The 24,330-nt window shown below is 70.7% G+C and carries 24 protein-coding genes; 7 read left to right on the plus strand and 17 right to left on the minus strand.

Going from position 1 to position 24,330, the window contains the following annotated elements:
- Positions 1-7 precede the first annotated feature (7 nt).
- From RKE50_RS08110 to RKE50_RS08140, 7 genes are all read right to left on the minus strand, one after another.
- On the minus strand, positions 8-1,135 hold the full coding sequence (locus RKE50_RS08110; protein WP_350035736.1) for a WD40/YVTN/BNR-like repeat-containing protein: 1,128 nt from the start codon (positions 1,133-1,135) through the stop codon (positions 8-10).
- Entirely contained in the window at positions 1,135-2,499 is a 1,365-nt protein-coding gene (locus RKE50_RS08115) for a DUF1329 domain-containing protein (RefSeq protein ID WP_350035737.1), read from the minus strand. The genes RKE50_RS08110 and RKE50_RS08115 overlap by 1 nt, the downstream gene beginning before the upstream one ends.
- Positions 2,500-2,546: 47 nt before the next feature.
- On the minus strand, positions 2,547-4,379 hold the full coding sequence (locus RKE50_RS08120) for a DUF1302 domain-containing protein (protein WP_350035739.1): 1,833 nt from the start codon (positions 4,377-4,379) through the stop codon (positions 2,547-2,549).
- A gap of 153 nt (positions 4,380-4,532) precedes the next feature.
- Positions 4,533-5,804, minus strand: a complete 1,272-nt coding sequence (locus RKE50_RS08125; RefSeq protein ID WP_350035740.1) for an acyl-CoA dehydrogenase family protein — start codon at positions 5,802-5,804, stop codon at positions 4,533-4,535.
- Complete coding sequence (locus RKE50_RS08130) at positions 5,801-6,214, minus strand: DUF6285 domain-containing protein (RefSeq protein WP_350035742.1); 414 nt, start codon at positions 6,212-6,214, stop codon at positions 5,801-5,803. The genes RKE50_RS08125 and RKE50_RS08130 overlap by 4 nt, the downstream gene beginning before the upstream one ends.
- On the minus strand, positions 6,211-7,224 hold the full coding sequence (locus RKE50_RS08135) for a phosphotransferase family protein (protein WP_350035743.1): 1,014 nt from the start codon (positions 7,222-7,224) through the stop codon (positions 6,211-6,213). Before RKE50_RS08135 ends, RKE50_RS08130 begins: the two co-directional genes overlap by 4 nt.
- Entirely contained in the window at positions 7,205-8,719 is a 1,515-nt protein-coding gene (locus RKE50_RS08140; RefSeq protein WP_350035744.1) for a TLP1 C-terminal extension domain-containing protein, read from the minus strand. Before RKE50_RS08140 ends, RKE50_RS08135 begins: the two co-directional genes overlap by 20 nt.
- A gap of 203 nt (positions 8,720-8,922) precedes the next feature.
- On the opposite strand from RKE50_RS08140, the gene RKE50_RS08145 reads away from it, so the two are divergent.
- Positions 8,923-9,795 (plus strand): S1/P1 nuclease, encoded by an 873-nt coding sequence (locus RKE50_RS08145; RefSeq protein ID WP_350035745.1) that lies wholly within the window; start codon positions 8,923-8,925, stop codon positions 9,793-9,795.
- Here the strand turns inward: RKE50_RS08145 and RKE50_RS08150 are convergent.
- The 3 genes from RKE50_RS08150 to RKE50_RS08160 all read right to left on the minus strand — a co-directional run bounded on the left by RKE50_RS08150 (position 9,766) and on the right by RKE50_RS08160 (position 12,494).
- A complete protein-coding gene (locus RKE50_RS08150) occupies positions 9,766-10,485 on the minus strand; it encodes a dienelactone hydrolase family protein (protein WP_350035746.1) in 720 nt (239 codons plus the stop codon). The two genes, RKE50_RS08145 and RKE50_RS08150, sit on opposite strands and share 30 nt — an antisense overlap.
- Before the next feature lie 141 nt (positions 10,486-10,626).
- Positions 10,627-11,373 carry a lysophospholipid acyltransferase family protein gene (locus tag RKE50_RS08155; RefSeq protein WP_350035747.1) on the minus strand — a complete coding sequence of 249 codons (747 nt, stop codon included), beginning with the start codon at positions 11,371-11,373 and terminating at the stop codon, positions 10,627-10,629.
- Positions 11,373-12,494 (minus strand): alpha/beta hydrolase, encoded by a 1,122-nt coding sequence (locus RKE50_RS08160; RefSeq protein WP_350035748.1) that lies wholly within the window; start codon positions 12,492-12,494, stop codon positions 11,373-11,375. The genes RKE50_RS08155 and RKE50_RS08160 overlap by 1 nt, the downstream gene beginning before the upstream one ends.
- 171 nt (positions 12,495-12,665) lie before the next feature.
- Between RKE50_RS08160 and RKE50_RS08165 the strand changes: the two genes are divergently transcribed.
- Genes RKE50_RS08165 through RKE50_RS08175 form a run of 3 tightly spaced genes read left to right on the plus strand, consistent with a single transcriptional unit; the run spans position 12,666 to position 15,676 of the window.
- On the plus strand, positions 12,666-12,989 hold the full coding sequence (locus RKE50_RS08165; protein WP_350035749.1) for a hypothetical protein: 324 nt from the start codon (positions 12,666-12,668) through the stop codon (positions 12,987-12,989).
- Positions 12,990-13,048: 59 nt separating this feature from the next.
- Positions 13,049-14,491 (plus strand): SDR family NAD(P)-dependent oxidoreductase, encoded by a 1,443-nt coding sequence (locus tag RKE50_RS08170; RefSeq protein WP_350035751.1) that lies wholly within the window; start codon positions 13,049-13,051, stop codon positions 14,489-14,491.
- 33 nt (positions 14,492-14,524) lie between these two features.
- Positions 14,525-15,676: an epoxide hydrolase family protein gene (locus tag RKE50_RS08175; RefSeq protein WP_350035753.1), complete on the plus strand. Its 1,152-nt coding sequence runs from the start codon at positions 14,525-14,527 to the stop codon at positions 15,674-15,676.
- 9 nt (positions 15,677-15,685) lie between these two features.
- Here RKE50_RS08175 and RKE50_RS08180 read toward each other — a convergent pair whose 3' ends face one another.
- The 4 genes from RKE50_RS08180 to RKE50_RS08195 all read right to left on the minus strand — a co-directional run bounded on the left by RKE50_RS08180 (position 15,686) and on the right by RKE50_RS08195 (position 18,624).
- Positions 15,686-15,829 (minus strand): hypothetical protein, encoded by a 144-nt coding sequence (locus tag RKE50_RS08180; RefSeq protein ID WP_350035755.1) that lies wholly within the window; start codon positions 15,827-15,829, stop codon positions 15,686-15,688.
- Complete coding sequence (locus RKE50_RS08185) at positions 15,830-16,954, minus strand: acyl-CoA dehydrogenase family protein (RefSeq protein ID WP_350035756.1); 1,125 nt, start codon at positions 16,952-16,954, stop codon at positions 15,830-15,832. It abuts the gene before it with no gap.
- Positions 16,955-16,976: 22 nt separating this feature from the next.
- On the minus strand, positions 16,977-18,212 hold the full coding sequence (locus RKE50_RS08190; protein WP_350035757.1) for an acyl-CoA dehydrogenase family protein: 1,236 nt from the start codon (positions 18,210-18,212) through the stop codon (positions 16,977-16,979).
- Positions 18,213-18,375: 163 nt separating this feature from the next.
- A complete protein-coding gene (locus tag RKE50_RS08195; protein WP_350035759.1) occupies positions 18,376-18,624 on the minus strand; it encodes a SlyX family protein in 249 nt (82 codons plus the stop codon).
- A gap of 97 nt (positions 18,625-18,721) precedes the next feature.
- On the opposite strand from RKE50_RS08195, the gene RKE50_RS08200 reads away from it, so the two are divergent.
- Together RKE50_RS08200 and RKE50_RS08205 are read left to right on the plus strand one after the other, a co-directional pair.
- On the plus strand, positions 18,722-19,072 hold the full coding sequence (locus RKE50_RS08200) for a translation initiation factor Sui1 (RefSeq protein ID WP_350035761.1): 351 nt from the start codon (positions 18,722-18,724) through the stop codon (positions 19,070-19,072).
- A 359-nt stretch (positions 19,073-19,431) separates the two neighbouring features.
- Positions 19,432-19,845, plus strand: coding sequence for a hypothetical protein (locus tag RKE50_RS08205; protein ID WP_350035763.1), 414 nt, complete (start codon positions 19,432-19,434; stop codon positions 19,843-19,845).
- On the opposite strand, the gene RKE50_RS08210 is transcribed toward RKE50_RS08205, so the two are convergent.
- The 3 genes from RKE50_RS08210 to RKE50_RS08220 are packed head-to-tail and all read right to left on the minus strand — an operon-like array spanning position 19,832 to position 23,098.
- Positions 19,832-20,506, minus strand: a complete 675-nt coding sequence (locus RKE50_RS08210) for a TIGR04282 family arsenosugar biosynthesis glycosyltransferase (protein ID WP_350035765.1) — start codon at positions 20,504-20,506, stop codon at positions 19,832-19,834. The genes RKE50_RS08205 and RKE50_RS08210 overlap by 14 nt on opposite strands.
- Positions 20,499-21,173, minus strand: coding sequence for a TIGR04283 family arsenosugar biosynthesis glycosyltransferase (locus tag RKE50_RS08215; protein ID WP_350035766.1), 675 nt, complete (start codon positions 21,171-21,173; stop codon positions 20,499-20,501). The genes RKE50_RS08210 and RKE50_RS08215 overlap by 8 nt, the downstream gene beginning before the upstream one ends.
- 5 nt (positions 21,174-21,178) lie before the next feature.
- Positions 21,179-23,098, minus strand: a complete 1,920-nt coding sequence (locus RKE50_RS08220) for a transglycosylase SLT domain-containing protein (protein WP_350035768.1) — start codon at positions 23,096-23,098, stop codon at positions 21,179-21,181.
- A gap of 146 nt (positions 23,099-23,244) precedes the next feature.
- On the opposite strand from RKE50_RS08220, the gene RKE50_RS08225 reads away from it, so the two are divergent.
- Positions 23,245-24,312, plus strand: a complete 1,068-nt coding sequence (locus tag RKE50_RS08225) for a DUF481 domain-containing protein (RefSeq protein ID WP_350035770.1) — start codon at positions 23,245-23,247, stop codon at positions 24,310-24,312.
- Positions 24,313-24,330 lie beyond the last annotated feature (18 nt).

Below are 24,330 nucleotides of genomic sequence, written 5' to 3' on the forward strand. Positions count from 1 at the left end.
TTCACGCTCATTGGGCTACTGCCTCCACCAACCGGGCGATGCCGCCCATGCCCGCCAGGTAGACACGGTCACCCACCGGCAGGGCATCACTGAAAGTGTCGCGATCCGGGTGGCCCAGCCGCCGCACCTCGCCATCCGCGGCAAGGCGCAGCACGGCACCGCCGGCGCCGACCAGCAGCGCCTCGTTCCCGGCCAGGGCCGTACCGCCGTAGAGGCTGGGGCCCGGCGGCAGCGGCAGGCGTTCCCAGCTGCGGCCGCCGTCATCGCTGGCAAAGACATTGCCGCGCAGGCCGAAGGCGATCACGCCCCCGCCGCGGTTGGCGAGGCCGAAGAAGCTGCCCTCGTAGAGGCCCTCGATGCGCTCCCAGCTGGCCCCGTCGTCACGGGAGACGAAGAGCAGGCCCGCCTCGCCGCAGAGGTAGAGCACGCCATCGCGCTCGTGCAGGTCGTAGTAGTGATAGCGCCCGGGGTTGTCGAGGCCATCGATGGCGATGCGCCAGCTCTCGCCGCCGTCCCCGGTCCGGAAAAGGTGGCCGTAGGCGCCGAGGGCGAAGCCGCGGCGCTGGTCGAGGAAGAGCACGTCGAGGAAGGGATCGACGGGGCCGGTCTCCAGCGCCGCCTCCGCGTCTTCGAGGGCAAAGCGCGCATCCTCGAGGGCGTACTCGGCGTCCTCCCGGTCCGGATCGTCCTCGGGCAGCGCGTCGAGCGCCGCCTCGCGGGCCTCGACCCGGTCGGCCGCAAAGCGCTGGAACTGGCGGTTGACCTCGCGGCCGTCGAGTTGCAGCGTCCAGGACTCGCCGCCGTCGTCGGTACCGAGCACCACACCGCCGTGACCCACGGCCCAGCCGTGCTCTGCGTCGGCGAAGGTCACCGCCGTCAGCAGGACGCTAACCGGGGTCTGTGCCTGTCGCCAGCGCTCACCGTCCTCGCTGAGCGCGACCAGGCCCCGCTCGCCGACGGCGACCAGGCGGTCACCGGCGAGGGCGAGGCCCGTGAGCACTGCCTCTGCAGGCTCGGGAACCGGGGGTGCCGGCAGGAACGCGAAATCCTCCGCCGCGCTTGCCGCGAGGGCCAGGGACAGGAGCGCCCCGGCCGCTGCGGTGCGCAGCGCACACCGCAGGCCAGGCCACGCCATCAGCGTCGACCGGCCCGCCGCAGTGCCGAGGGCGTGAAGTCGTCGAAGCTGCCCTGGTAGTCAAAGTTGTACTGGTAGCCATCCTCCTCGTTATCGAGGCCGATGACCACGTAGCGGCCGGAGATCAGGTCATGCAGCGACTCGGCGGCGAGCCAGGGCACGGCCACCTGGTAGTGCATGATCTTGTGGCCTTCCTTGAACTTCCACAGCTCGCCGCGACCGTCGTAGTGATCGATCAGGGAGATCTGCCAGCTGTCCTCGTCGATGTAGAAGGTCCGGCGCGCGTAGATATGCCGTTCACCCTCTTTCAGCCGGGACTCCACGACCCAGACCCGGTGCAGCTCGTAGCGCAGGTACTGCGGGTCCATGTGGCCGGCCTTGATGATATCCGTGTACTTGAGGTCACCGCGGCGCAGCTGGTAGCTGTTGTAGGGAATATAGACCTCGCGCTTGCCCACCAGCTCCCAGTCGTAGCGGTCCGGGGCGCCGTTGAACATGTCGAGGTCGTCGGCGGTGCGCAGGCCGTCGGAGGCCGTGCCCGGGCCGTCGTAGGCGATGTTCGGCGCGCGGCGCACCCGGCGCTGGCCGGCGTTGTAGACCCACGCCGCCCGCGGGTCCTGTACCTGGTTGATGAACTCGTGAACCAGCAGCACATCGCCCTCGAGCCGTGCGGGCGCGAGCACCCGCTGCAGGAACGTGAACAGCAGGTTGGGGTATTCCTCCGGTGCGACGCGCGCAGCCGGGAGCGACTCGTCCTCGAACAGTACCGGGGCGAAGGCACCGTTTTCCTGCACCGGCGCCTGGATATAGCGCCGGGAAAGGCCCGTGTCATTGCGGTAGCGGGTAACGTGGTTCCAGATCGCTTCGAGACCGTTGTGCGGAATCGGGAAGGGAATGGTGCCGCCGTAGTTGACGATACCGTTGCCGCCGGGCACCAGCTCGACCTCCGAGGCGGTGTCGAGAATGCGCTGGAACTCGCTGTCCGGGTAGCGGGCACTGCGCCGGGTCGGGTAGACCGGCATGCGGAAGGTGTCCGGGTAGCGCTCGAACATGGCGAGCTGCCCCGGCGTGAGCTTGTCGGCGTACTGCTTGGCGTTCTCCGCCGTGATGGTGAACAGCACCTCGTCGTCGGCGAAGGGGTCGACCAGGCGCTCGCCTTCCACGTAGTCCGCGGGCAGCTCGCGCAGGCCGCCGGTCCACGGCGGGATCGTGCCGTCTGCGTTGCCCGCGCGCTCGGCGCCCATGGGGGTCAGTTCGTCACCGCCGAGGCGGGCGAGTTCCTCCGGGCTCAGCGCAGCGAACGCTGAGCCGGCGCCGGCCGCAATAAGGCCCGTGAGGGCGAGGCCGAAGAGTCGCTTCTGCATGGTGGTACTCCGCTATTATCGTTAAAACGCTGTTCTCGACGCTGTTCCTAAAACGCTACAGAAAAGCTGAGGGAAAGGAAATCCCGATCCGCCAGCTCATTGTAGTCGGCGCCGAAGAAGCTGGTGTAGGACAGTTCCGCGCGATAGACGTTGAGGTAATCTGCAGTCAGCGCCACGCTCAGGGCCTGGCGGCCCTCCACGAAATTCGGCGCCGGGCCGTAGCCGTCGACATCGTGCGCCCAGGCCACGCTCGGGGTCAGGTTAACACCGGCGAGCGCGTCGTTGTACTGCAGGCTGGCCCGGACCTGGTAGCCCCAGGAGGAACCGGTGGTGAAGCCGTCATCGTTGCAGTATTCGGCGTTGGCATTGGGCACGACGCCGAGCGGCTCGAGGGCGGGGTGCGAGTTGCAGCTCACCGGTACGCCGAAGATGGGGCTGGTGAAGGTCTCGAAGTCGGCCACGCCGTAGGCCGACGAGCGGCCGTAGTTGATGCCGTCCTCCATGCCGTCGACCCAGGCGCCGCCGACCTCGGCGGCGATAGACAGGCGGTCGGCACCGAACACCTGCTCATAGAAGCGGATCACGCTGATCTGCGCCTGCGTGTACTCGACGTTGTCGTACCCCGCCACGTAGGCGCCTGGTCCGGCGGCGAGGGAGCGCGCGGTCATCGGTGACCATTCGGCGAAGGCACCCAGCGCCAGGGACTGCAGCAGGTCGACGGTGTTGATCTGCAGCGGCAGGTCCGGCCGGTAGCTCAATTCGCCGGCGACGGCCCAGAAGCCGACGTTGGTGGCGAAAGTGAAACCGTAGACCTCGATATCCTCGGGGAACTCGAAGAAGAAGGTCGGCTGCACCGCCGGGTTCAGGAACGGCTGGCCGAAGGCCTCCGTCGTGTTGATAGCGCTGAAGATCGGCGTGCGGCTGTGGTAGTTGATGTAGTAAAGGCCGAACTCGGTGCCGTTCAGGGAATCCATGAAGTAGCGGGCCGAGATGCCGTACTGGCCACCGTCGTCCGGCTCGTCGTCCGGCGACCGGGCGATGGTCAGGCCCGCGGCTTCCTGGGCGCCGTCCGGCGCGCTGGTGACCGCCGTCAGGAAGTTGCAGCCGCCGCCGTAGGGGTCGGCGGCGCTCCAGTAGGTGCCGCACTCGTCGAGGATCGTGCGCTGCCAGTCGTACTGGTAGAAGGCCTCTACGGTGAGGTTGTAGGTCACGCCGACATTGGCATAGAGCATGCCCACGGGCAGCAACGCCTCGCGAAGCTCCGTGCCCGGGCGGCGGATGGCCGTGACGTCGAAGGGGCTGATGGTATTGAGGCCGTTCTGGATGAACAGCGACTCGCCCCAGTTGAGCGCCATGTTGCCGGCGCGCAACTCCACCGGCATGCCGCCGGCGTCGAACTCGCCGTACACGTAGGCATCGAGCAGCTCGATGCCCTTGCCCTGGGCGAGGTCCTCGAAGTCCGAGGTATCCAGCTCTTCACCGGGCGCGTAGCCGTTGGCGGCGTGGCCGTGGTCCACCTCGTCGTTTTCCAGGGCGTAGTCGTACCAGTATTTCACCCGGCCGAAGAGACCCCAGTTGCCGGCGTTGAGGTCGAGGTCATGGAGACCGGTCAGGCGGAAGGAGTACATGTCGCCCTGGTCGTAGTTGAGGTTGCCGTCGTCGGCGGTGGACGACGACGCGCGCCCCTCGCCGTTGGTATTCCCCGGCGACAGCACGCGGTTCGACGGGTCGTCCGCGCGCCAGCTGGCACCGAGGGTGATGTTGGAACGCAGCGTGGCCTCGAAGGGACCGAGGTCGAAGCCGGCGGCGCCGGCGCCGCCGGCAAGGAAGCCGCTGGCCAGGGCAACGGCGGTGGTCAGGCTGGTGCGGTGGAGTCTCACGGGCATCCCCTCCCTGTGGTTATTATGCTGTGCCCCTGTGCCAGCCACCCGGGTTGAGTACCTGGCGGCACACCTTGCGACGAACGCTACACCCGCCCTGCAAGCGCGCCCTTGCGCTCGATCAAGGTTTTCGGTGTTTACTCTGCCAACATCTTAGCGCGTGCCGATGTAGCCGAAAAGATGGCCGGCGATTTTTCGCAGCTGAATCTCGTCGGAACCCTCGGTGATGCGGTAGCGGCGGTGGTGCCGGTAGTGATGCTCGAACTGCTTGTAGCGCGAGTAACCCAGGCCGCCGTGCACCTGGATGGCGGCGTCCGCCGCCTCGCAGGCCAGGCGGTTTGCCCGGTAGTTGCACATGGCGACCTTGTCGGACAGGGCCTTCGCTACCTCGCGCTTGTTCATGGTGTCCATGCGCGCCGCCACCTCGAGGGTCAGGGCCCGGATCAGCTCGTAGTCCGTCTGCAGTTCGGCGAGGCGGAACTGGATCGCCTGGTTCTCCGCCAGCGGGCGGCCGAAGGTGTGCCGCTGCCGCGCCCAGGCCACCGATTCGCCGATGCAGTAGCGCGCCGTACCCAGGCTGGAGGCCGCCTGGCGGATGCGGTTCTCGTGCACGAAGTGCTGCGCCACGGCCAGGCCGAGCCCGGGCTCGCCGAGGATGGCGCTGTCCGGCAGCCAGACGTCGCGGAGCGAGACCCGCGGGTGGTCCGTGGGCATGTTGAAGGTCCAGAGCCACTCCTCGATGGTGAAGCCGGGGGTCGGGTTCGGCATGACGAAACAGGTGATTCCCCGGGCATCGCCGTCCTCGCCCTCGCTGCGCGCAAAGATGAGGATATGCGTCGCCGCGTGGGCGCCCGTGGTCCACATCTTCTCCCCGTTCAGCAGCCAGCCGTCGACCCCGTCGCGCCGGCAGGGCGCCGCACGCGTCTCGAGCCAGGTTGCGTCCGAGCCGTGCGCCGGCTCCGTGAGGCCGAAGGCGACCGCCACCCCGCCGTTGATGCTGCCGGGGATGAAGGCCGCTTTCTGCGCCTCGGTGCCGAAGTCCCGGAAGGCCAGCGTGGTCGGGAAGTTGCCGACGATGGCGTGCTCGTTCTGCAGGTCGCAGTGCAGGCCGATGCCCTTCGCCACCAGGTGCTCGCGCACGACGGCCATCTGCCAGTTGCTGGCGTCGCCGCCGCCGAATTCCGCCGGCAGGGCAAAGCCGAGGAAGCCGGCCTCCCGCGCGCGCCGCCGCGCCTCGGCCAGCAGGGCTTCCCAGTCCGGGTGCGGCTTGCCGTTGTCGTCCCAGTCCGTGCGCGCGTACTCGCGCCGGTGGTCGAAGAAGCGCCGGTTGTCGCCCTCGGCCTCGAGGGGAGCGAGTTCGCGCTCGATGAACGCATCGAGTTCGTCGAGGAACGGCTGCAGGGTCGCGGGGTCGGGCTGGCTCATGGGCTGAATCCTGTGTCTGATCCTTCCGGGAGATCGTCGGGCCAGCGCGCGGCTGCAGCGCTGAAACCGCTGTAGCGCGGGTTGTCGATGGCGAGGCGCGCGAGCGTGCGCCGGCGCAGGTAGGCCAGCGTTCGCGCGTCCACCGGCAGCCGTTGCTCGCGGAGCGCCCGGGCGAGAGCAACGGGCACCGGCTCGGCGCCCGCCGCGCCTCCGTCCGCGCAGACCCAGGCGGCGGCCTCGGCATCCAGCGCGGCCAGGACCGGCGCCAGCGCCTGTTCCCGGCGCAGCATGGCCAGGGTGTTGCGGGCGATGCGCGCCTCGAAGGCCGCCCGCCCCTGCAGCGCGGGCTGTGCCTCCCGCTCGATGAACTCGCCGACGGCGGCGAGCAGCTCCGTTGCCGTTGTGGTCACAGGTGGTCCTCCAGCAGAAGCAGCAGGTCGATCTCCGCTTCCGACAGCCGCCGGCCGACGGCGGCGCGCTCGAGGGACGGGTCACAGCCACTGCGGTGCAGGTCGAGCATGGTCAGGCAGACGAGCCCCCAGTCCAGCGCTGCGAAGACCTCCCAGTAGTGCAGCTCCGCCACCGTCGGCGCCCAGCCGGCCGCGGCGCGGTAGGCGTCCAGCAGGTCGTCGTAGGCGCCGAAGCCGCCCACGGGCCGGTCGCTGCGCCCGAAGCGCCAGACATTGGCGCAGAGGTAGCCCAGGTCCTCCGCCGGGTAGCCGAGGTGGGCGCGCTCCCAGTCCAGCACGGCCTCGAGGCCGTCGGGGGTCACCAGCAGGTTGCCGCAGCGGAAATCGCCGTGGAGCAGCCGCGGGGGAGCCGGCGCAGGCGCGTTTGCCTGCAGCCAGCCGAGGGCGAGCTGGAGCACCGGCGACACGTTGCCGAAGCCCTCCAGCAGGTCCTGCAGCCGCGCCAGCCGCTCGCCGTGCCTGTCGCGCGGCAGCGCCGGCGGCAGGTCGTCGGTGGGCAGCGCATGGATGGCGGCCAGCGCGCGGCCGCAGGCCGCGGCCAGGCCGTCGAGGCCCCGGGCGTAGCGCGCGTCGCGGAAGAGCTTCTGCGGCAGTGCTTCGCCCGGCAGCCGGTCCATGAGATAGCCGGTGCCGATGCCGTCCGCCTCGGCCAGTTCCGCGCGCACGGCGGGCACGGGCACGCCGCCGCTCTCGGCGAGACGCAGGACAGCGGCTTCCACGCCGAGGTTCAGCGGCAGCAGCGCCTCGTCGCCGCCCCCGGCCACGCCGGCGGGGAGCCGCCGCAGGATCATGGGTCGGGCGACGGCAGCGCCATCCCCGGGCGCCCAGTCGAAGGCCCAGGTCTCCATGTTCGCCCCGCCGCTGAGGCGGCGCAGCTCGCGCACCTCGCCGCCACCCAGGCGCGCCGCGAGTGCGGCGCCGAGACCGGCCTCAGGCGAAGCGGAAGGCATTGACCGGCTCCCCTGCCGTGACTTCACCGGCGGCGCCCACGCAGTCGTCGTGGGCCAGCTGCTCGAGCAGCGCGCTGTCGCCGCTCGCCTGGGCAAGGCAGCGCTGGCCATCGGCGAGGCGGCAGACGACGACGCCGGTCGCCGGGCCGTCGCGGTCATAGCGCACGGCATGGGCCTCGATGTGCACCGGCTCGGTACCCTCCGGGTCGCGCAGCCGCGGGTGCCGGTCCGTCGGCACCGCGGCCTGGGCGGCGCCCGGGTCGCGCTCGCCCCAGGGCCGGGCCGGTGGCTCCACGCCGTAGATGCCCACGGCGTGCTTGGTGAGGTAGCCGCCATTGGCCGTCACCAGCCCGCGGCCGCTCCCCGCCTCGCGCACGCGGGTGACCATCTCGGCAACGGCGTGGGTGGAGTAGTTGTTGCCGGGGCCGCCGAAGAGCGTGAGGCCGCCGGTCACGGTGACGCCGCGCGGGTCGTCGACGGCGATACCGAGGCTGTCGCAGGCGACAGTGACGGCGGACGGAAAGCAGCTGTAGAGGTCGAAGCGGTCGATCGCCTCGACCCCGCAGCCGGCCTGGGCCAGCGCCGCGGCACCGGCGGCGGCGAGCGCCGGGGAGCGGTGGAAGTCTTCGCGCTCGGCGGCATACCAGACATCGTTGGCCTCGGCGCCGCCGTGCAGGTAGACCCAGCGCGACGGGTCGATGCCCTGGCGGCGGGCCTCGCTCACGGTCGTCAGGAGCACGGCCGCCCCCATGTCGACGCCGGCGATCGCGTTCATGCACTTGTTGTAGGGCCAGGTGATGATGCGGTTGCCGTCGGCTTCGGAAAGCGCGGCCTCGGCAGTGAGCCGGTCCCGGCGCCAGGCGTGGGGGTTGGCCGCGGCCACCGTACTCATGCCGGCGATCATCTGCCCGAGCTGCGCCCGCTGCCTGCGCTCGTCGAAGCCCCGGGCATGACGCAGGGCACTTTCGAACAGCGGGTAGGTGACGACCGGCTCGAACAGGCTGTGGGCATGCTCCGCCGGCAGGCTGGACGGCTTGCCGGCGCCGAGGTCCTCCGCTGGCCGGTCTCCGCCCTCGCGCCAGGCCGGCAGGTCACCGCCGCCGCGCAGCGTGGCGAGGAGCGTCGCCATGAGCTCGGCGCCGGTCAGCAGGAGCATGCGATAGCGCCCCTCGACCAGCCAGTCGGCCCCGCGGTTGATGAACCACTGCGGCAGGTTGCCGCCGTAGTCGCTGGTCAGGAGCGCCGGGCTCATGCCGAGGCGATCGGCCAGCGCTGCGCCGGGGTTCGGGGTCAGCAGCGGCGCCAGCTGCGGCACCTGCTGGGCGAGGAACGGGATCGTCACCAGCGCATCGACGGCGGCCGGCGCGACGCCGGCATCGGCGAGGGCGGCGCCGGCGACCTCGGCCAGCGCATCCACGGGCGTCCGCTGCGGATCCCGGTCGCGCCAGGTCTGCTGGCTGACGCCGACGACGATGGGGGTGGCATCCTGCACCATGCCGTGATTCTCCTTGCTGATCGGAGGCGGCGGCAGTGTACCGGTGACCGCCCGGGGACCGCTACACTGGGCACGGTCAGCAACGGAACCGGCCCATGCACACACCGCGACGCGCGCGCTCCACCCCTTACCGGCACGCTTACCGGCGTTTCTCCCGGCACTTTTCCGGGGTCTTTTCCCGGTGCTTGTCCCGGCGCCCGGCCGTGCGCCGCGTCACCCTGCCCGCGCTGCTCGCTACGCTGCTGCTCGCACCGCCCACCGCCGCCTGGGGCCCCCAGGGCCACCGGGTCGCCGGCGCGATGACCGCAGATCGCCTCGACCCCGGCGCAGCGGCCGCGGTGCGCGCCATCCTCGGCGACGAGTCGCTGGCAGACGCCTCGACCTGGGCGGATCGCATGCGCAGCGACCCGGCGCCCTTCTGGCAGCGCGCGGCCGGCGCCTACCACTACGTCAATATCCCCTCGCGAGCAGCGCGCTACGACCCGCGGCGCGCACCCGCCCGCGGCGATGCCTTCACCGCCCTCGCACAGTTCCGGCAGGAGCTTGAGGACCCCGCGACGCCGGCGCCGCGTCGGGCGCTGGCGCTGCGCTTCGCCCTACACATCATCCAGGACCTGCACCAGCCGCTGCATGCCGGCGGGCGCGATGACCGCGGCGGCAACGACTTTGCGGTGATCGTCGACGGACGGCGCAGCAACCTGCACCGGCTCTGGGATTCCGGGCTGCTGGCGAGCGGCCGCAACAGCGACGCGCGCCTGCAGGCCAGGCTGGAGGCGCGTTACGCTGAGGACCTGGACGGCCCCTGGCGGGAGCCCGACCCGGAGGCGTGGATCGCTGAAAGCCTGGCGCTGAGCCGCGAGATCTACCCCGCCTCGAGCACCATCGACCGCGCCTACCTGGAACGCTTCCGCCCGGTGGCGGAGCGCCGGATCGCCCAGGCCGCCGCCCGCGGGGCGGCCTGGCTGAATGAGCTCTACGCGGCCGGGGCGGGCGCAGCGGCCGGGGACGCGGTCGTACCCCCGGCCCGGGCGGGCTGGTGGCAGCGCCTAAAAGATTTCCTCGAGGAAATTCTTTAGCGCCTGGTGCGAGCGGCGATCCGCACCGTCGCTGTACACGGTGCCGAAATCCGGGTCGTTCGCCTCGGGGTTGGTAAAGGCGTGCAGCGTGTTGCCGTAGGCATGAACCTGCCAGTCGGCGCCGGCCGCAGTCATTTCCTTCGCCAGCTCCAGGACGCTGTCCGGCTGTGCCATCGGGTCGTCCCAGCCATGCAGGCAGAGGACCTTCGACCGGATCGGCCGCGGCGCATCGCCCGCATTCCCGGGCGGGGTGAAAAGACCGTGGAAGGAGACCACGCCGAGCACGTCGCTGCCGCTGCGCGCAAGGTCCAGCACGCAGAGGCCGCCGAAGCAGAAGCCCATGGCCGCGACACGCTGTGCATCGACCTCGGCCTGCTCGCGCAGCACTTCCACCGCGCGGTGCATGCGTCGGGCGACGAGGTCGCGATCTTCGAGAAAGGGCGCCAGCAGCGCCTGGTTTTCCTCGGTACTGTTGCCGCGAACCCCCTTGCCGTACATGTCCAGGGCGAAGCCCACGTAGCCCTGTTCGGCCAGCGCCCGCGCCTTGCCCTCCTCGAAGGGCGTGCGGCCGGCCCAGGCGTGGGCGATGGCCACCGCCGGCGCGGCGCCCCGGTCCGGGTCCCAGGCCAGGTAGCCTTCCAGCGTGACACCGTCACAGTCGTATTCGATCAGCCGTTCCTGGATTGCCATGGTATTGCCTCCCTTGTTTAACGAGGTGGTTTTACGGTGTGGTTTTCCCAGCTTGCTTTGCCTGCCTTGCTGTCGTGCTCTGCTGTCGAGCTTTTCTCGGGCGCAGCGCTGCGCTGCCCCGAGCAGCCGCGGGCCGCCTTCTCAGGCGGCGGCGTAGGCCTCGGGGTCGAGGCGACGCATCTCGCCCTCGATCCAGGCCTCCACCTCGCGCATCAGCGGCTCCGGCTCTCGCCCCGCCGTGTCCATGGGCGGGCCGATGGACACATCGATGACCCCCGGGATGAACCAGAAGGAGCGCCGGGGCCAGCAGCGCCCGGAGGTCACCGCGATGGGAATGACCTCTGCGCCCGTGGCACAGGCCAGGCGGGTGGCGCCACTCTTGTAGACGCCCTGCTTGCCGCGCTCAATCCGCGTGCCCTCCGGGAACATGATGACCCATTTTCCGCCATCCATCAGTGCGACCCCCTGCCGCGCCACCTTGTTCCAGGCTTCCGAGCGCTTGCTGCGATCGATGTGGATCATCTCGAGGCGGCCGAGGGCCCAGCCGAAGAAGGGGATACGCAGGAGCTCGCGCTTGAACACGAAGGCGAGCGGGTGCGGCATCACGCTGGGAAAAAAGAAGGTCTCCCAGGTGGACTGGTGCTTGGCACAGAGCACGACCCGGCGGTTGTCGTCGGCCGCCGGCAGGTGCTCCCAGCCGTGAATCCGGTAGCGCACGCCACCGACGAGGCGCACCGCGGCAATCGCCGCGCGCAGCCAGGGTACGGCGATCCACCACCAGAGGCGCCCGGCACCGACGAACAGCGACAGGAAAAGCAGCACGATTCCCGCAGGAATCACCGACAGCGCGATCCAGGAGAACACGAGCAGCGAGCGGACGGCACGCATCAGGCGGGCGCCGCCCCGGCCCCGGCGCGCGCGGCGCCCGTCTCCGTCGCGTCACTCGCACCGGTGCGGGAGCCCCGCTCTACCGCGGCGACGAAGTCGGCCATGGCGGCGTAGGCGGCCTCGGCCTCCGGCAGTTCCGGTGTGAACAGCTGCCAGACGTGCACCATGTGCGGCCAGGTCTGCAGCGTGACCGGCGAGCCCGAGGCCTGGGCCTTGGCCGCGTAGCGTCGCGCATCGTCCAGCAGCATTTCCGCCCTGCTCACCTGGATGAGCACCGGCGGCAGGTCGCGGAGGCTGCCGCGAAGCGGCGACACCCGCGGGTCCTTCGGCGGGATGCGCCAGCTGAACCAGTAGAACCACCAGAGCAGGATCGTCGGCACCTTGAGGAGCTTGCCGAAGGCCGGACCCAGCATCGGGTCCGTCGGCACATTCAGGCGCAGGCTGGGCGACGTCATGGTGACGTCCGTGGAGGGTGACAGCGCGATGGCGGCATCGGGCTGGCGCAGCCCCGCGTCCCGCGCCCAGGCGATCACCTCCAGGGTCAGGCTGCCGCCGGCCGAGTCGCCGGCGACGAGGAGGAAATCCGGCGGCTCCATGTCCTCCGGGCCGTTGTGCAGAATCCAGCGCAGGGCGTCGCGGCAGTCGTTGATCCCGTCGATGCGGCGATACTCGGGGCACAGGCGGTAATCCACCGCGAACACGGCGGCACCGAGCAGGCGGGAGAGCCGATCGGTAATGGGCCGGTGGCTGGTGGGGCTGCCGGCAAACCAGGCACCGCCGTGAAGGTAGAGCACCCGCCGGCGGCTGTCAGACCCCGGTGCCAGCACCCATTCGCCGCGGATCGCATCGCTCTGCACGGGCACGATGCGGCTCGTCACCGCCTTGCCGTCGCCGAGCTCGTCCATCATGCGGCGGATGGCGGCCAGCCGCTCCCGGCCGCTGTAGCGGCCGATGTTCTCCGTGAGTTCATCCATGGCGCGGACTACCTCCCGATGCGCGTCGCTCGGCGGCTCGGCATCCGGGGGTGGCAGCGGCGAGTCCAGGTAGCGCAGGTTCTCGCCGCGCAGGTAGAACACGCTGAAGGCGACGAAGGCGAGGACGATGAGCAGTGCCGTGACCATGGATGCACTCCCGGGAGAATGGGACCGGCATTAAACCAGACCGGCCACGGCACACCAAGAGCACGGCCCTGGCGCACCCCGTGCGCTGTACACCCCGCTGCAAACCCGTATATTGGGGGGTTGGGCGCCGCCGGCCCGGCGCCATGACCCGGACGGGGACCTGCCAGTCGCATGAAGAAACCGGTCAGCAAGGAAGATCTGCGCGCCGAGCTCGAGGACGCCCTGGGGCGCTTTCTCGAGGAGGGCGGCCGGATCGAGCAGGTCCCGCAGGGCGTCAGCGGCCGCGAGGGCGACGCGCCGCCGAAGCACGGCACCCGGGACCTGTTCATCGAGCCGAAAGCGACGCGGACGCAGATTCCCGAGGTGATCGCCGCCCTGGACGCCCGCCGCCGGCCGCCGAAGCGCCAGCCGCAGCGGGGCCAGCGCGGCCCCCGGCGCAAGCTGATCTACGACGATTTCGGCGAACCGCTGCGCCACGTCTGGGTCGAGGACTGACCCGGCCGTGAACTGCCGCCCGGTCGGGGCCGTATAGTGCCCAACGACCGGAGGACTGCATGATCACCCTCGAAGAGAGCATCGACGTCGCCCGCTCCCCGGCGGAGGCTTTCCGCTACGTGAGCGACTTCCGCACTACCGCCGAGTGGGACGCCACGGCATTCCGCGCCCGCAAGGACACCCCGGGGCCCGTCGGCGAAGGCACGGAGTACGTCGTCGACTGCAGCCTGCCCGTGGGCTCCGTGCGCATCCGCTACCGGGTCACGGGCTTCCGGGCCGACGAGTACATCGAGCTCTCCGGCGACTCGCGCCTATTCACCGTGACCGACCGGATCACCTTCTCGGCCCGCGACGACGGCGGCACGCACATCGACTACGTGGCGGACTTTGCGTACAAGGGCCCGCTGGCCAGCCTCGAGGGCGCGCTCCGCCCGGGCATGGAGCGCATGGGCAAGAAGGCCCTGGAGGGCATGCGCCACGCCCTGGAGGACCGCCCGCCCCCGCCGGCCATCTCGCGCTGCAACGAACGCGCAGACCGGCTGGTGCTGCCGGGCCTCGCCCTGTTCAGCCGCCTCGGCTACCGCCGCGGCAGCCGCCACTGGGAACCGCTCTCCGCCGACCTGTCGGGACAGCACGCGGTGATCACGGGCGCCAGCTCCGGTATCGGCCGCGCCACGGCCCTGCGCCTCGCGGAGCTGGGTGCGACCCTGACCCTGGTCATGCGCGACGCGGAAAAAGCCGAAGCCACGGTCGCCGACCTGCGCAAAGAGAGCGGCAACGAGGCCATCCGCGCCGAGCTCGCTGACCTCAGCCTCATGGCTGATGTCGACGCCCTGGTGGCACGCCTCGTTGAGGCCGGCGAGCCCATCGAGATCCTGGTCAATAACGCCGGCGCCCTGTTCAACCCGCGGCGGGAAACCGCCGAAGGGCTGGAGGCGAGCTTCGCCCTCCTGCTCCTCAGCCCCTACCGGCTTACCCGCGGCCTCCTGCCGCTGCTGAAGGCGGGCGACGGCGCCCGGGTGGTCAACGTGGTGTCCGGGGGCATGTACTCGCAGCCGCTGGCCGTGCGCAAGCTCATCGCCCGCGAAGAGAACTACTCCGGTTCCGTCGCCTACGCGCGCTGCAAGCGCGCGCTCATGGTGACCACGGAGCAGTGGGCCGACGACTGGGCCGGCGACGGCATCGTGGTCAACGCCATGCACCCGGGCTGGGCCGATACCCCCGGCGTTGAAAGCTCGCTCCCGGGCTTCCACCGGCTGACCCGCCGTATCCTGCGCAGCCCGGAGGAAGGAGCGGACACGGTGATCTGGCTCGCCGCCGCACCGGAAGCCGGCGAGGCCAGCGGCCTTTTGTTCCTCGACCGGGAACCGCGGACCACGCACCTTCTCGCGCGCACGGCCGGGGAAGAGACGGCCGAGGAGCGCGAGGCCCTGCGCGCCTTCCTCGCCGAGCAGGACGCAGCGCTTCCCGCTGCCGTTGCAAAGGTCGCTGCCGCCCGCTAGCTTGTCGGCTACCCCGCAAGCCGAGGACAGCCCGTGAGCGACGCCCTGCGCCCCTTCACCATCGCCGTGCCCGACACGGACCTTGCGGACCTGCGCGAGCGCCTGCGCCGCACGCGCTGGCCGGACCCGGAGACCTGCGAGGGCTGGGACCAGGGCATACCGCTGGCCTATACCCGCGAGCTCGCCGCCTACTGGGCCGAGGCCTACGACTGGCGGCGCTGCGAGGCCCTGCTCAACGGCTGGCCCCAGTTCACGACGACCATCGACGGGCTCGACATCCACTTCCTGCATCGCCGGAGCCCGAACCCCGATGCCCTGCCGCTGGTGATCACCCACGGCTGGCCCGGTTCCCTGGTCGAGTTCCACAAGGTGATCGAACCGCTCGCGGACCCGGCCGCCCACGGCGGCGACGCGCTAGATGCCTTCCACGTGGTGCTTCCCTCCCTGCCCGGCTACGGTTTCTCGGGCAAGCCGGCCCGTACGGGCACCGGCGTGGAGGCGATCGGGCGCTGCTGGGGCCAGCTCATGGCCCGCCTCGGCTACGACCGCTATATCGCCCAGGGCGGCGACTGGGGCAGCGCCGTGACCCTGAGCATGGCGCGCACGGAAACCACCCACTGCGCCGGGGTGCACGTGAACATGCCCATCGTCGCCCCGGACCCGGAGACCCTCGAAAACCCCACGGAGCAGGAACAGCGCGCCTTCGCCGCCATGGAATTCTACAACCGCTGGGACTCGGGCTACTCGAAGCAGCAGGCGACGCGGCCGCAGACGCTCGGCTACGCCCTCGCCGACTCGCCGGCGGGGCAGCTCGCGTGGATCATGGAAAAATTTAAGGCCTGGACGGACTGCGAGCAGGACGGCGTGCGCCACCCGGAGCACGCCCTGGGCCGCGACGAGATGCTCGACAACATCACCCTCTACTGGCTCAGCAACAGCGCCGCCAGTTCCGCGCGCCTGTACTGGGAGAGCTTCAACGAACCGGACCTGTCACCGATCGACCTGCCGGTGGGCTGCTCCCTCTTCCCCGGCGAGATCTTCAAGTGCAGCCGGCGCTGGGCCGAGCGGCGCTTCCGCAACCTGGTCTACTGGAACGAGCCGCCGCGCGGCGGCCACTTCGCCGCCTTCGAGCAACCGGGAAGCTTCGTCGAGGAACTGCGCAGCGCCTTCCGCGGCCTGCGCTGAGCGAGCCGCTCAGTCCGCGGCGGGGGCCGTGACCCGCGCCGGGTCTGCCGCCGGCGCCGGGGCCGGGTCCCCGCCCCGGGTCGCGATGCGGGTGAGCACGCCGAAGCCGATGGCGAGCGCCGCGAGGACCACGATAACCGTTTTCCAGCTCATTCAGGCCACCTCGCCGAGGAGGATGTCCGCCAGCCGGGCCCGGTGCCAGGCCCCGTCACCCCAGAGCACCTCGCTGTGCTTCTGGCGCTTGAAAAACAGGTGCACGTAGCACTCCCAGGTGAAGCCGATGCCGCCGTGGCACTGCACGGAGCGGCCGGAGGCGAAGGCCGCCATGTCCGCGGCCGAGGCCTTGGCCATGTGCGCAAGCTGAAGGGCCCTCTCCGGCTCGTGGTCCAGGGCGCAGGCGGCGTTGTAGAGCAGTGACTTGCTCTCGTCCACGCGGGTCATGACGTCCACGAGCTGGTGCTTCACGGCCTGGAAGAAACCCAGCGGCCGGTCGAACTGCTTGCGCGCCTGGGCGTACTCGACGGTGGTCTGCAGCTGCCACTCCCCCGCCCCCACCATGTCGGCGGCGAGGAGTGTCCACAGGGCCGGCATGGCGGCGTGGAAGGCCGCGAGGCCATTGCGCCCGACCGGCTCCGCCACGGCCTCATCGAAGCTTACCCGGCCCTGGTCGCGGGTCAGGTCGACGATCGTATCCGGCGCCACGGTGACCCCTTCGGCATCGCTGGCGAGCCAGTAGAGGCCGAGACCGCTCTCGTCCTGGGCGGCAACGAGCAGACGCTCGGCCTTGCGCGGCTCCTGCACGAAGCAGGCGGTACCCGACAGGCGCCCGCCCTTCGCGGTCACGGCGCTGTCGCCGGGGTGCCAGGAGCCCGCGGCATTGGCGAAAGCCAGCGTCGCCGAGCGGCCCGCGGCGATCTCCTCCAGGGCCGCGCTGCCGCTGTCGGCAGCGGCGAGCACGTAGCTGGTCGCGAGCGTCGCCGCGAGGGGCCCCGGGAACGCGGCGCGGCCGTGCTCCTCCATGAGGCCCGCGACCGCGACCGCCGGCAGGCCCAGGCCCCCGGCGCTTTCCGGGATGGCCAGCGCCGTCCAGCCCAGCTCGACCATGGCCGGCCACAGGTCTTCCCGCCAGGCGGCAGCGCTGGCCGCCTCCGGGGCCGGGTTCGCGGCGACCAGCGCGTGCAGCCGGTCCACCGGCAGGTGCTCGGCAAAAAACTTGCGCGCGGAATCCTTGAGCAGCGCGCACTCGTCGCCAAAGCCGAAGTTGGTCGGTTGCGTCACGGTATTCTCCTGCTTTGCTTCGCTACTTGGATTTGGCCAGGCCGAGCACCCGCTCGCCGAGGATATTGCGCTGGATCTCACTGGTCCCCGCGGCGATGGTCATGCCGTAGGAGTTCATGTAGGCCAGGGGCCACTGACCGCCGGTGGGTGCGTGCTCGTCGGCGAGATACAGCGTGGAGGCCGGCCCGGCCACCTCCACGCCCAGCCGCGCCGTGTCCTGGGCGAGCTCGCTGATGAGCAGCTTGTACTGCAGCTGCAGGCGCATGGGGTGGTCCTGAAGCGCCGGCACCCGGGACCGCCGCTGGTTCTGCTGCAGCGCCTCCTCGCGGATGAACTGGCGCACGATGCGGTCGCGCAGCAGGGGGTCGTCGGCGGCGGTGCCGTTGCCGCGCGGCGTCTCCTGCGCCAGCGTGCGCAGGTTCCGCGCCGTGGGGGAAAAGCTGGTCTTCGAGGTCAGGCCGCCGGAGCGCGGGGTGACCAGCTCGCCGCCACCGCGCTCGTGGAGCAGCGTGGTCATGGCCACCTGCCAGCCCTTGCCGAGCTCGTCGAGACGGTAGCTGTCGTCGACCTCGAGGTCCTCGAAGATCACCTCGTTGAAGCCCGTCTCCCCGGTGATCTTGATCAGCGGGCGCACGGTGACGCCCTTGCCGAGGGCGGAGCGGATAGGCACCACGAAGTAGGACAGCCCGTCGTACTTGTGGCTCTTGTCCGTGCGCAGCAGCAGGATCATCCACTCGGCGAAGTGCGCCAGGGAGGTCCACACCTTGTGGCCGTTGATCACCCAGCGGTCGCCGCGGCGCTCCGCGAAGGTCTGCACGCTGGCGAGGTCCGAGCCGGCCCCCGGCTCCGAGAAGCCCTGGCACCAGATGTCCTCGCCGGAAAGGAGCCGCGGCAGGAGCCGCTCCTTCAAGGGTTCCTGCGCGTGATAGAAAAGCGTCGGTGCGGCCATGCCGAGGCCGATCACATTGGGCAGGAACGGCGTGCGCGCCGCGAGCATTTCCTCGTTGGCCACCCGCTGGCAGTCCTTGCGGCCGCCGCCGCCAACCGCTTCCGGGTAGTCGCAGCCGACGAGGCCGGCGTCGTAGGCCGCCTTCTGCCAGGCCTGCAGCCAGTGCAGCTGCGGCTCGGTCATGATCTCGATCGGCGACTGGGGCAGCCGCACCGGCGACTCGCCGGGATGGTTGTCGCGCAGCCAGTCCCGGCAGTAAGCGCGGAACTCGGCCTGTTCGGGCGTATCCTTGCGTTCGCTTTCCGACATGAAAGGGGTCCTTGGGCTTCAGTACATCGGGCGCCGAAAGTGTGGAGCATTGCTTGGCCAGCAGCAAGCAACACTCAATAGCGACCGCCCTCGGGGCGCAGGCCCGGGTCTCGCCAGGGACCCTGTTCAGGAGCACCGTCAGCGCCGAAGCGCTGCCAAACGCTCAGTAGTGCGGCGGGGGCGGCTCCTCACCGTCGCCGGCGGGCACCCGTTCATCGAGGGCGCGCACCCGGGCGGCGAGCAGGCTGACCTGCTTCTTCAGCTCGAGCAGTGCCTGCTGCTGCTCGGCGTAGGCCCGGTCCAGGGCGTGCAGCGCATCACCCTGGAACGCCAGCTCGGTCTGCAGCGCTTCCAGCGCGGCCTGCAGGCTTTCCTCCGCGTTCCGGTTATCCGCCCCTGGTGTCTCCGCCACTCGCTGACCTGTACGCCTGCCTCTGAGGCCCCGTAACATACAACGCCAGCGCAGCGACAGAAACAGGCACAGTCACCGGAGCTAGGGGGAGCGCACCATGGCCGGACGTATCGTGTACCGCACCGACGGCGGCCGCACCTGCCCCCGCTGCGGCGAGCCGGTTGCCGCCTGCCGCTGCGCGGACGCCCCGGGGCCGGCAGCGGCGGGCGACGGCATCGTGCGCCTGCGGCGGGAACGCAAGGGTCGCGGCGGCAAGGCCGTGACCCTGGTCGAGGGCGTCCCGCTCCCGGCGGCGGAACTCAAGGGCCTGGCGAAGCGCCTCAAGCAGCGCTGTGGCGTGGGCGGGGCGGTAAAAGACGGGCGTATCGAGATCCAGGGCGACCAGCGCGAGGTGCTGAAGGGTCTTCTCGAGGCCGAGGGCTTCAAGGTAAAACTCGCCGGTGGCTGAAAACACCTGAAATCCACCAGTTAGCCGATGATGAACCCGAATTTCTGCGTTTTTCCCGCACTTTTGCCGAATTTTTTGCATCCAACTGTCCCTTCAAAATGCAGCTTACGTCACTTTCCCTAGCTCCTCGTTAAAAAAAATCACGTAACTCACTATTTTTTATTGAATTCTGCCTTTTCCCTGTGCTAAACCTAAAGCCGTGGGATGCTCCGGGGTACGAGCGCAAGGCCGCGGCACAGGCGGCAGCGCCGGGGAAAGAACAACGACAAGGACCCCTCAAGTAACCGGGACCGGCAAGTCGGCGTCGCCACCGTGGACGAAGCAGAACAACAGGCACGGCACACTGCGAGGGACCGGTCATGTACATCACGGCGGAACACCTGAGGGAAGAGGTCATACGTCCCACCCTCACCTACCTGGGCGCCTGGACTGACGCCCTCGAGGAACGGCTGCTCAGCGCGGCCATCGACGGCCCGGAAGTCGGCCTTTTCGCCCGCAGCGGCGACGGCCTTGGCCTCTACCACATCACGCCGGCCCAGCACCGGGATATCTGGGACCGCTACCTGGCCTTCCGGCCGGAGATCGCCAGCCGCGTGCGCGGCCTTGCCAGCCAGCGGGCGTTCCTCAGCAACCCGGATCACGAGCTGCGCACGAACCTGTCCTACTGCACGGCGATCGCCTGGCTGCTCTGTGAGCGGGCCGGCCTCGGCAACCAGCCCCTCCCGGCCGCCGCAGCGGCCCCGGCGCGCAACCGCGCCTTCAGTCTCCGCTAGCCTGCTGCCAGGCGGCGAGGTCCTCCGGGCGGTCGATGTCGCGCCGGGGTTCCAGCAGCGCCGCCCGCCAGCCCAGGGCGTCCACCCGCGCCAGCGTCTGTGCCAGCACCTTGCTCGTGCTCCAGTCCACACCCCGGAACAGCAGCGCATCCACCCGGCGCACACCGATCAGCACGTAGCCCCCATCGAGAGCCGGCCCTAGCACCACGTCCGCCGTGGCCAGGGCCGCAAAGGCGGCCTCGACATAGGCGTCATCGAGCCCCGGGCAGTCGCTGCCCACCAGTACGACCCGCGGTGAGTCCGCGAGCGCCGTGGCCAGCGCGTGCAGCATGCGTTCGCCGAGGTCCGCCCCCTGCTGGCGTCGCACTGCGGCCCCGCCGAGGGCCGCGGCATGCGCCAGCACCGGGTGCGACGGGTCCCCGGCGACCCAGAGTTCGCGTTCGCAACAGTCCACCGTGGCGAGCTGCCGCGCCGTGTGCGTGAGCAGCGCGCTGTGCAGTTCGCAGGCGCCAGCCGCATCGAGCACCGGCTGCATGCGCGTCTTCACCCGGCCGGGCACCGGCTCGCGCGCGAACTGCAGGAGGCGGCGCGCGGAAACGATGCGCTCGACCGCGCTCCCGCCCGCGCCTTCTCCCGTGCCGGGAGGCGTGCCGTCAGCCATAGTAGCGAGCCCACAGCCTGGCCGGCGACGCACCCAGCGCGTAGCGCAGCCGCAGCGTCCACATGAGCAGGACCGTGCGCAGGATGCCGTTCTCCTCCCAGCGCCGGCTCGACGTGCGCACCGCGAGCCCCGCACCGCCCGGGCGCGCCCGCCGCCGCAAACGGCGGCAGAACTCCACGTCCTCCATCAGCGGCACCGGCGCAAAGCCGCCTTCCGTCTCGAACAGGCTCCGGCGCAGGAACAGCAATTGGTCACCGGTGCCGATCCCGGACAGGCGGGAGCGGATATTCATGGCGCGCTCGATCAACCGCAGCGCCGGCGCGCGGCCGCTCAAGCGCACCCGGCAGAAACCCCAGGGGCTGCCTGCGGCCAGCGCCGCCTCGACGGCGACGGCATCGAACAGCGGCTCGGTGTCCGCATGCAGGAACCACAGCCACTCGCCGCGGGCCGCGGCGGCACCGAGGTTCATCTGCGCAGCGCGGCCGCGCTCGCCGAGAAGCACCAGGTCCGCCGCGGCGAGCGCCTCGGGAACCGTGCCGTCCGTGCTGCCGCCGTCGACGACGATGCACTCGGCGCCCGGGAAGGCAGCCCGCAGCCGCGCGAGCAGCGGCCCGAGGCGCCCGGCCTCGTCGAGGACCGGCAGGATGAAGCTGTGCCTTGGAGTCATGGTGGTCAGTAGCGCGCCGCCCGTTCGGCGGGCCGGAACAGGCTCGGTGCCCCGCCCTGCAGGTAGTCGAAGAGCACCCGGTAGGCGAGCACGGCCTTGACGTAATCGCGGGTTTCACGGAACGGCAGTGTCTCGATCCAGGCTTCCAGCGGGAGGTCCCTGCCGCGCCAGTTGTCGACCCGGTTGGGCCCGGCGTTGTAGGCCGCCAGCGCAAGCACCCGGTTGTCGCCGTAGCGCTCGAGGAGCTGGCGGTAGTAGGCGCTGCCGATGAGCACGTTGTCCTCGACGCGGTACAGCGCTGCGGCCGGTGCGACGACCCCGAGGCGGCTGGCGACCTGGCGCCCGGTCGCCGGGAGCACCTGCATGAGACCCCGGGCCCCGGCGCTGGAGTGCGCCGCCGGGAAAAAGGCGCTCTCGCGCCGGGCGATGGCCATCAGCTCGGTCTCGGGGACCCCCAGCGCCTGCGCCCGCGCCGTGAACACGTCGCGGTAGGCCAGCGGAAAGCGCAGCTCCAGCGCATCGTGGGCCGCCGCCTCGTTGGCGGCATCGATGGCCAGGTGGTACCAGCCTTCCGCGGCGGCCAGGGCCGCCAGCGAGAGCCGGGTGTCCCGGTCCTCCCCGAGAAGCACCCCCCGCCACTCCGCGTGCGCGTCGCGCGCCTCGCCGTGCACGTGCAGCTCGCCCACCCGCCGGAGTCCCGGCTTCGCCAGCAGCTCGGGCGGCGCGGCCAGCGGCGGCAGCGGGCGGTGATTGAAGGCATAGGGCACGTCGAGATGCTCCGCGGCGAGAAAGCCGTAGTAGCTGCGCTCCGTCGCGGCGGCGGCGAGGAGTTCGCGGCCGGCCTCGCGCTCGCCGATCGCCTCGTGGGCCACACCGCGCCAGTAGCGCCACTGCGCCGCTTCGCGCTCCGCGGCCGTCAGCGCCGGCGCCACCGCCAGCAAGCGCGGCCAGTCGGCCTCGGCGAGCAGCCAGCGCAGGCGCATGGCCGTGAGCTGGTCATCGCCCCAGGCCGCCAGGTTGTCGTCGATCCAGGGTGCGGCGGCGGATTCCTTCGCGAGCAGCGCCTGGAAGGCGATGCGCCACTCGGTGCCGGCCCGGCCCGGGTCGTCCGCCGGCAGGGCCGGGCCGCGAGCGCGCCAGGCGTCCAGCGCCCGCAGCGGGTGGTAGCGGGCCAGGCGCCGCAGGCCCCAGTGCAGGGCCTCGTCGCGGCGGGCCGGGGAGATCGCATCGAGGTGATGTTCCAGCCGCTGCGGCTCCCGGTAGAGCCGGGCCAGGGCTTTCGCGTCGGCCTCCAGGGCCGGCGGCGACAGGCTGACGAGATAACGCACGAGAGAACCCTGCCGCGCCTCGAAGGCGAGCCCGAGGCGGGACCAGACGCGGTCGGCCGTGGCCCCGCCGGCCGCCAGCCAGGGCGCGAACAGCGCGTCGCAGGCTTTCGGGCGGGAGTAGCCGTGCACCCAGAGGCGGGCGGCGCCGGCGAAGGCCGCGTCCCGTTGCCCGGTCGCGAGCTGGGCGCGGTGGTAGTAGCACTGCAGGGTGACATCCCGCGGCCGCGCGGTCGCCGCAGCCAGGAAATCGTCCCAGCGCCCGTCGCGCCCGGCCTGGTGCAGGTAGGCATCGAGGAAGCGGTTGCCCACCGGTGAGCCCGCGCTGCGCTCCACGAAGCGCGCGGCCCGGGCGCCGGGCACGAAACGCCGCTCCCGGGTCAGGCGGAAGTAGTCGAGGTAGAGCGCGAGGGGATAGTCGTCGAGGCGCCGCCGCAATTGCTCGAAGGTGGCCATCTCGCCGCCCTGCAGGGCGCTGAGCGCATCCCGGTAAGCCGCGCGCTGCGCCTGCACGGCCGGGCCGTCGGGAAGCAGCGAGGCGTCCGCGGGCGCTGCCGCGACGGCAAGAAGCAAGGCGATCCTGGCGACAATTCTCGGCAACACGGCTTCCGCTGAGCGTCGGGCCGCCCCGCTGGCGACCGCCGGAGTCATCGTGCAGCGCGCCCCGGTCGAATGCAAGGCCGGCCGGCTCCCCCGCGCCGGCGCCATGGGGCACAATGGCATGAACGCCCTGCGGAGCTGCTGCCATGTCCTGCCTGTGCCACCGGTTGCGACGGAGTCTTCTCTACTCCTGCCTCAATGCCCTGGCGGCTCTCTGTCTCCTCGGCATCGCCGGGACCGCTGCGGCGCACCCGAAGACCGACACTCTCGTGCTCTACAACGGCGACCGGCTCACCGGCGAAATCCAGGCGCTTCGCGGCGGCCTGGTCAGTTTCGGCACGGATGCCATGGGCACCGTCGAGGTGGAATGGAAAGAGGTGGCCTCGGTCGAATCGCGCTATTACTACGAGATCCGCCTCGCCAGCGGCGAGCGCTTTTACGGCGCCGTCGGGCCCGGGGAGCAGCCCGGCGCGATCACCCTGCGCGAGGGCTCCGACAACCGAAGCATCGCCTGGGACGAGCTGGTGGAATTGCGACCCATCGAGAAGGAAGCCCTGGACCGCCTCGACATCTACACCAGCCTCAATTTTGCCTACACGCGGGCGAGCAATGTCTCCACGAGCGAGCTCAAGGCCGACATCAGCTACGAGGACGAGCGCTCCCTCAACCGCCTGACCGCGCGCAACACCGTCACCACCACCCAGGAGGAGACGAGCTCGAGCCAGCGCCTGAACCTGAGCAGGCAGCTGTGGACGGATCGCGCGACCTACTTCCGCCTGCTCTCGGGCAGCTTCGAGAGCAACGACGAGCTCGGCCTCGACCGGCGCTTCACCATCGGCGCGGGGATCGGGCGCTACTTCATCGACACCCAGCGTTCGACGCTCAGCGGCTACGTCACCCTGCGCGCCCTGGAGGAGTTCGGAGAGGACGGCGAGAACACGGAGAGCCTCGAGAGCGAGTTCGCCATCGACTACGGGGTGTGGCGCTTCGACAGCCCGGACCTGGACCTGCGCTACAGCCTGTCGCTGTTCCCCTCCCTCACCGAATCGGGCCGGCTCCGCGGCGAGACGGAGCTGCGGTTGCGCTGGGAGATCTACCGGGACCTGTTCTGGGACGTGAGCGCCTGGGGCAGCTTCGACAACCAGGCCCTGGACGAGAACGCGGACCGGGCCACGGACTGGGGCCTGACCACCGGGGTGGGCTGGGAGTTCTAGCCGGCCGCGGCAGCGGCC

The sequence above is a fragment of the Pseudohaliea sp. genome (genome assembly GCF_040217025.1).
GTDB lineage: Bacteria > Pseudomonadota > Gammaproteobacteria > Pseudomonadales > Halieaceae > Pseudohaliea.

Bases quoted from the DNA above. Each gene is read 5' to 3' on its own strand.
- RKE50_RS08110 (WP_350035736.1), bottom strand. From the start codon at position 1,135: ATGGCGTGGCCTGGCCTGCGGTGTGCGCTGCGCACCGCAGCGGCCGGG.
- RKE50_RS08115 (WP_350035737.1), bottom strand. From the start codon at position 2,499: ATGCAGAAGCGACTCTTCGGCCTCGCCCTCACGGGCCTTATTGCGGCC.
- RKE50_RS08125 (WP_350035740.1), bottom strand. From the start codon at position 5,804: ATGAGCCAGCCCGACCCCGCGACCCTGCAGCCGTTCCTCGACGAACTC.
- RKE50_RS08135 (WP_350035743.1), bottom strand. From the start codon at position 7,224: ATGCCTTCCGCTTCGCCTGAGGCCGGTCTCGGCGCCGCACTCGCGGCG.
- RKE50_RS08140 (WP_350035744.1), bottom strand. From the start codon at position 8,719: ATGGTGCAGGATGCCACCCCCATCGTCGTCGGCGTCAGCCAGCAGACC.
- RKE50_RS08150 (WP_350035746.1), bottom strand. From the start codon at position 10,485: ATGGCAATCCAGGAACGGCTGATCGAATACGACTGTGACGGTGTCACG.
- RKE50_RS08155 (WP_350035747.1), bottom strand. From the start codon at position 11,373: ATGCGTGCCGTCCGCTCGCTGCTCGTGTTCTCCTGGATCGCGCTGTCG.
- RKE50_RS08160 (WP_350035748.1), bottom strand. From the start codon at position 12,494: ATGGTCACGGCACTGCTCATCGTCCTCGCCTTCGTCGCCTTCAGCGTG.
- RKE50_RS08165 (WP_350035749.1), top strand. From the start codon at position 12,666: ATGAAGAAACCGGTCAGCAAGGAAGATCTGCGCGCCGAGCTCGAGGAC.
- RKE50_RS08170 (WP_350035751.1), top strand. From the start codon at position 13,049: ATGATCACCCTCGAAGAGAGCATCGACGTCGCCCGCTCCCCGGCGGAG.
- RKE50_RS08180 (WP_350035755.1), bottom strand. From the start codon at position 15,829: ATGAGCTGGAAAACGGTTATCGTGGTCCTCGCGGCGCTCGCCATCGGC.
- RKE50_RS08190 (WP_350035757.1), bottom strand. From the start codon at position 18,212: ATGTCGGAAAGCGAACGCAAGGATACGCCCGAACAGGCCGAGTTCCGC.
- RKE50_RS08200 (WP_350035761.1), top strand. From the start codon at position 18,722: ATGGCCGGACGTATCGTGTACCGCACCGACGGCGGCCGCACCTGCCCC.
- RKE50_RS08205 (WP_350035763.1), top strand. From the start codon at position 19,432: ATGTACATCACGGCGGAACACCTGAGGGAAGAGGTCATACGTCCCACC.
- RKE50_RS08210 (WP_350035765.1), bottom strand. From the start codon at position 20,506: ATGGCTGACGGCACGCCTCCCGGCACGGGAGAAGGCGCGGGCGGGAGC.
- RKE50_RS08215 (WP_350035766.1), bottom strand. From the start codon at position 21,173: ATGACTCCAAGGCACAGCTTCATCCTGCCGGTCCTCGACGAGGCCGGG.
- RKE50_RS08225 (WP_350035770.1), top strand. From the start codon at position 23,245: ATGTCCTGCCTGTGCCACCGGTTGCGACGGAGTCTTCTCTACTCCTGC.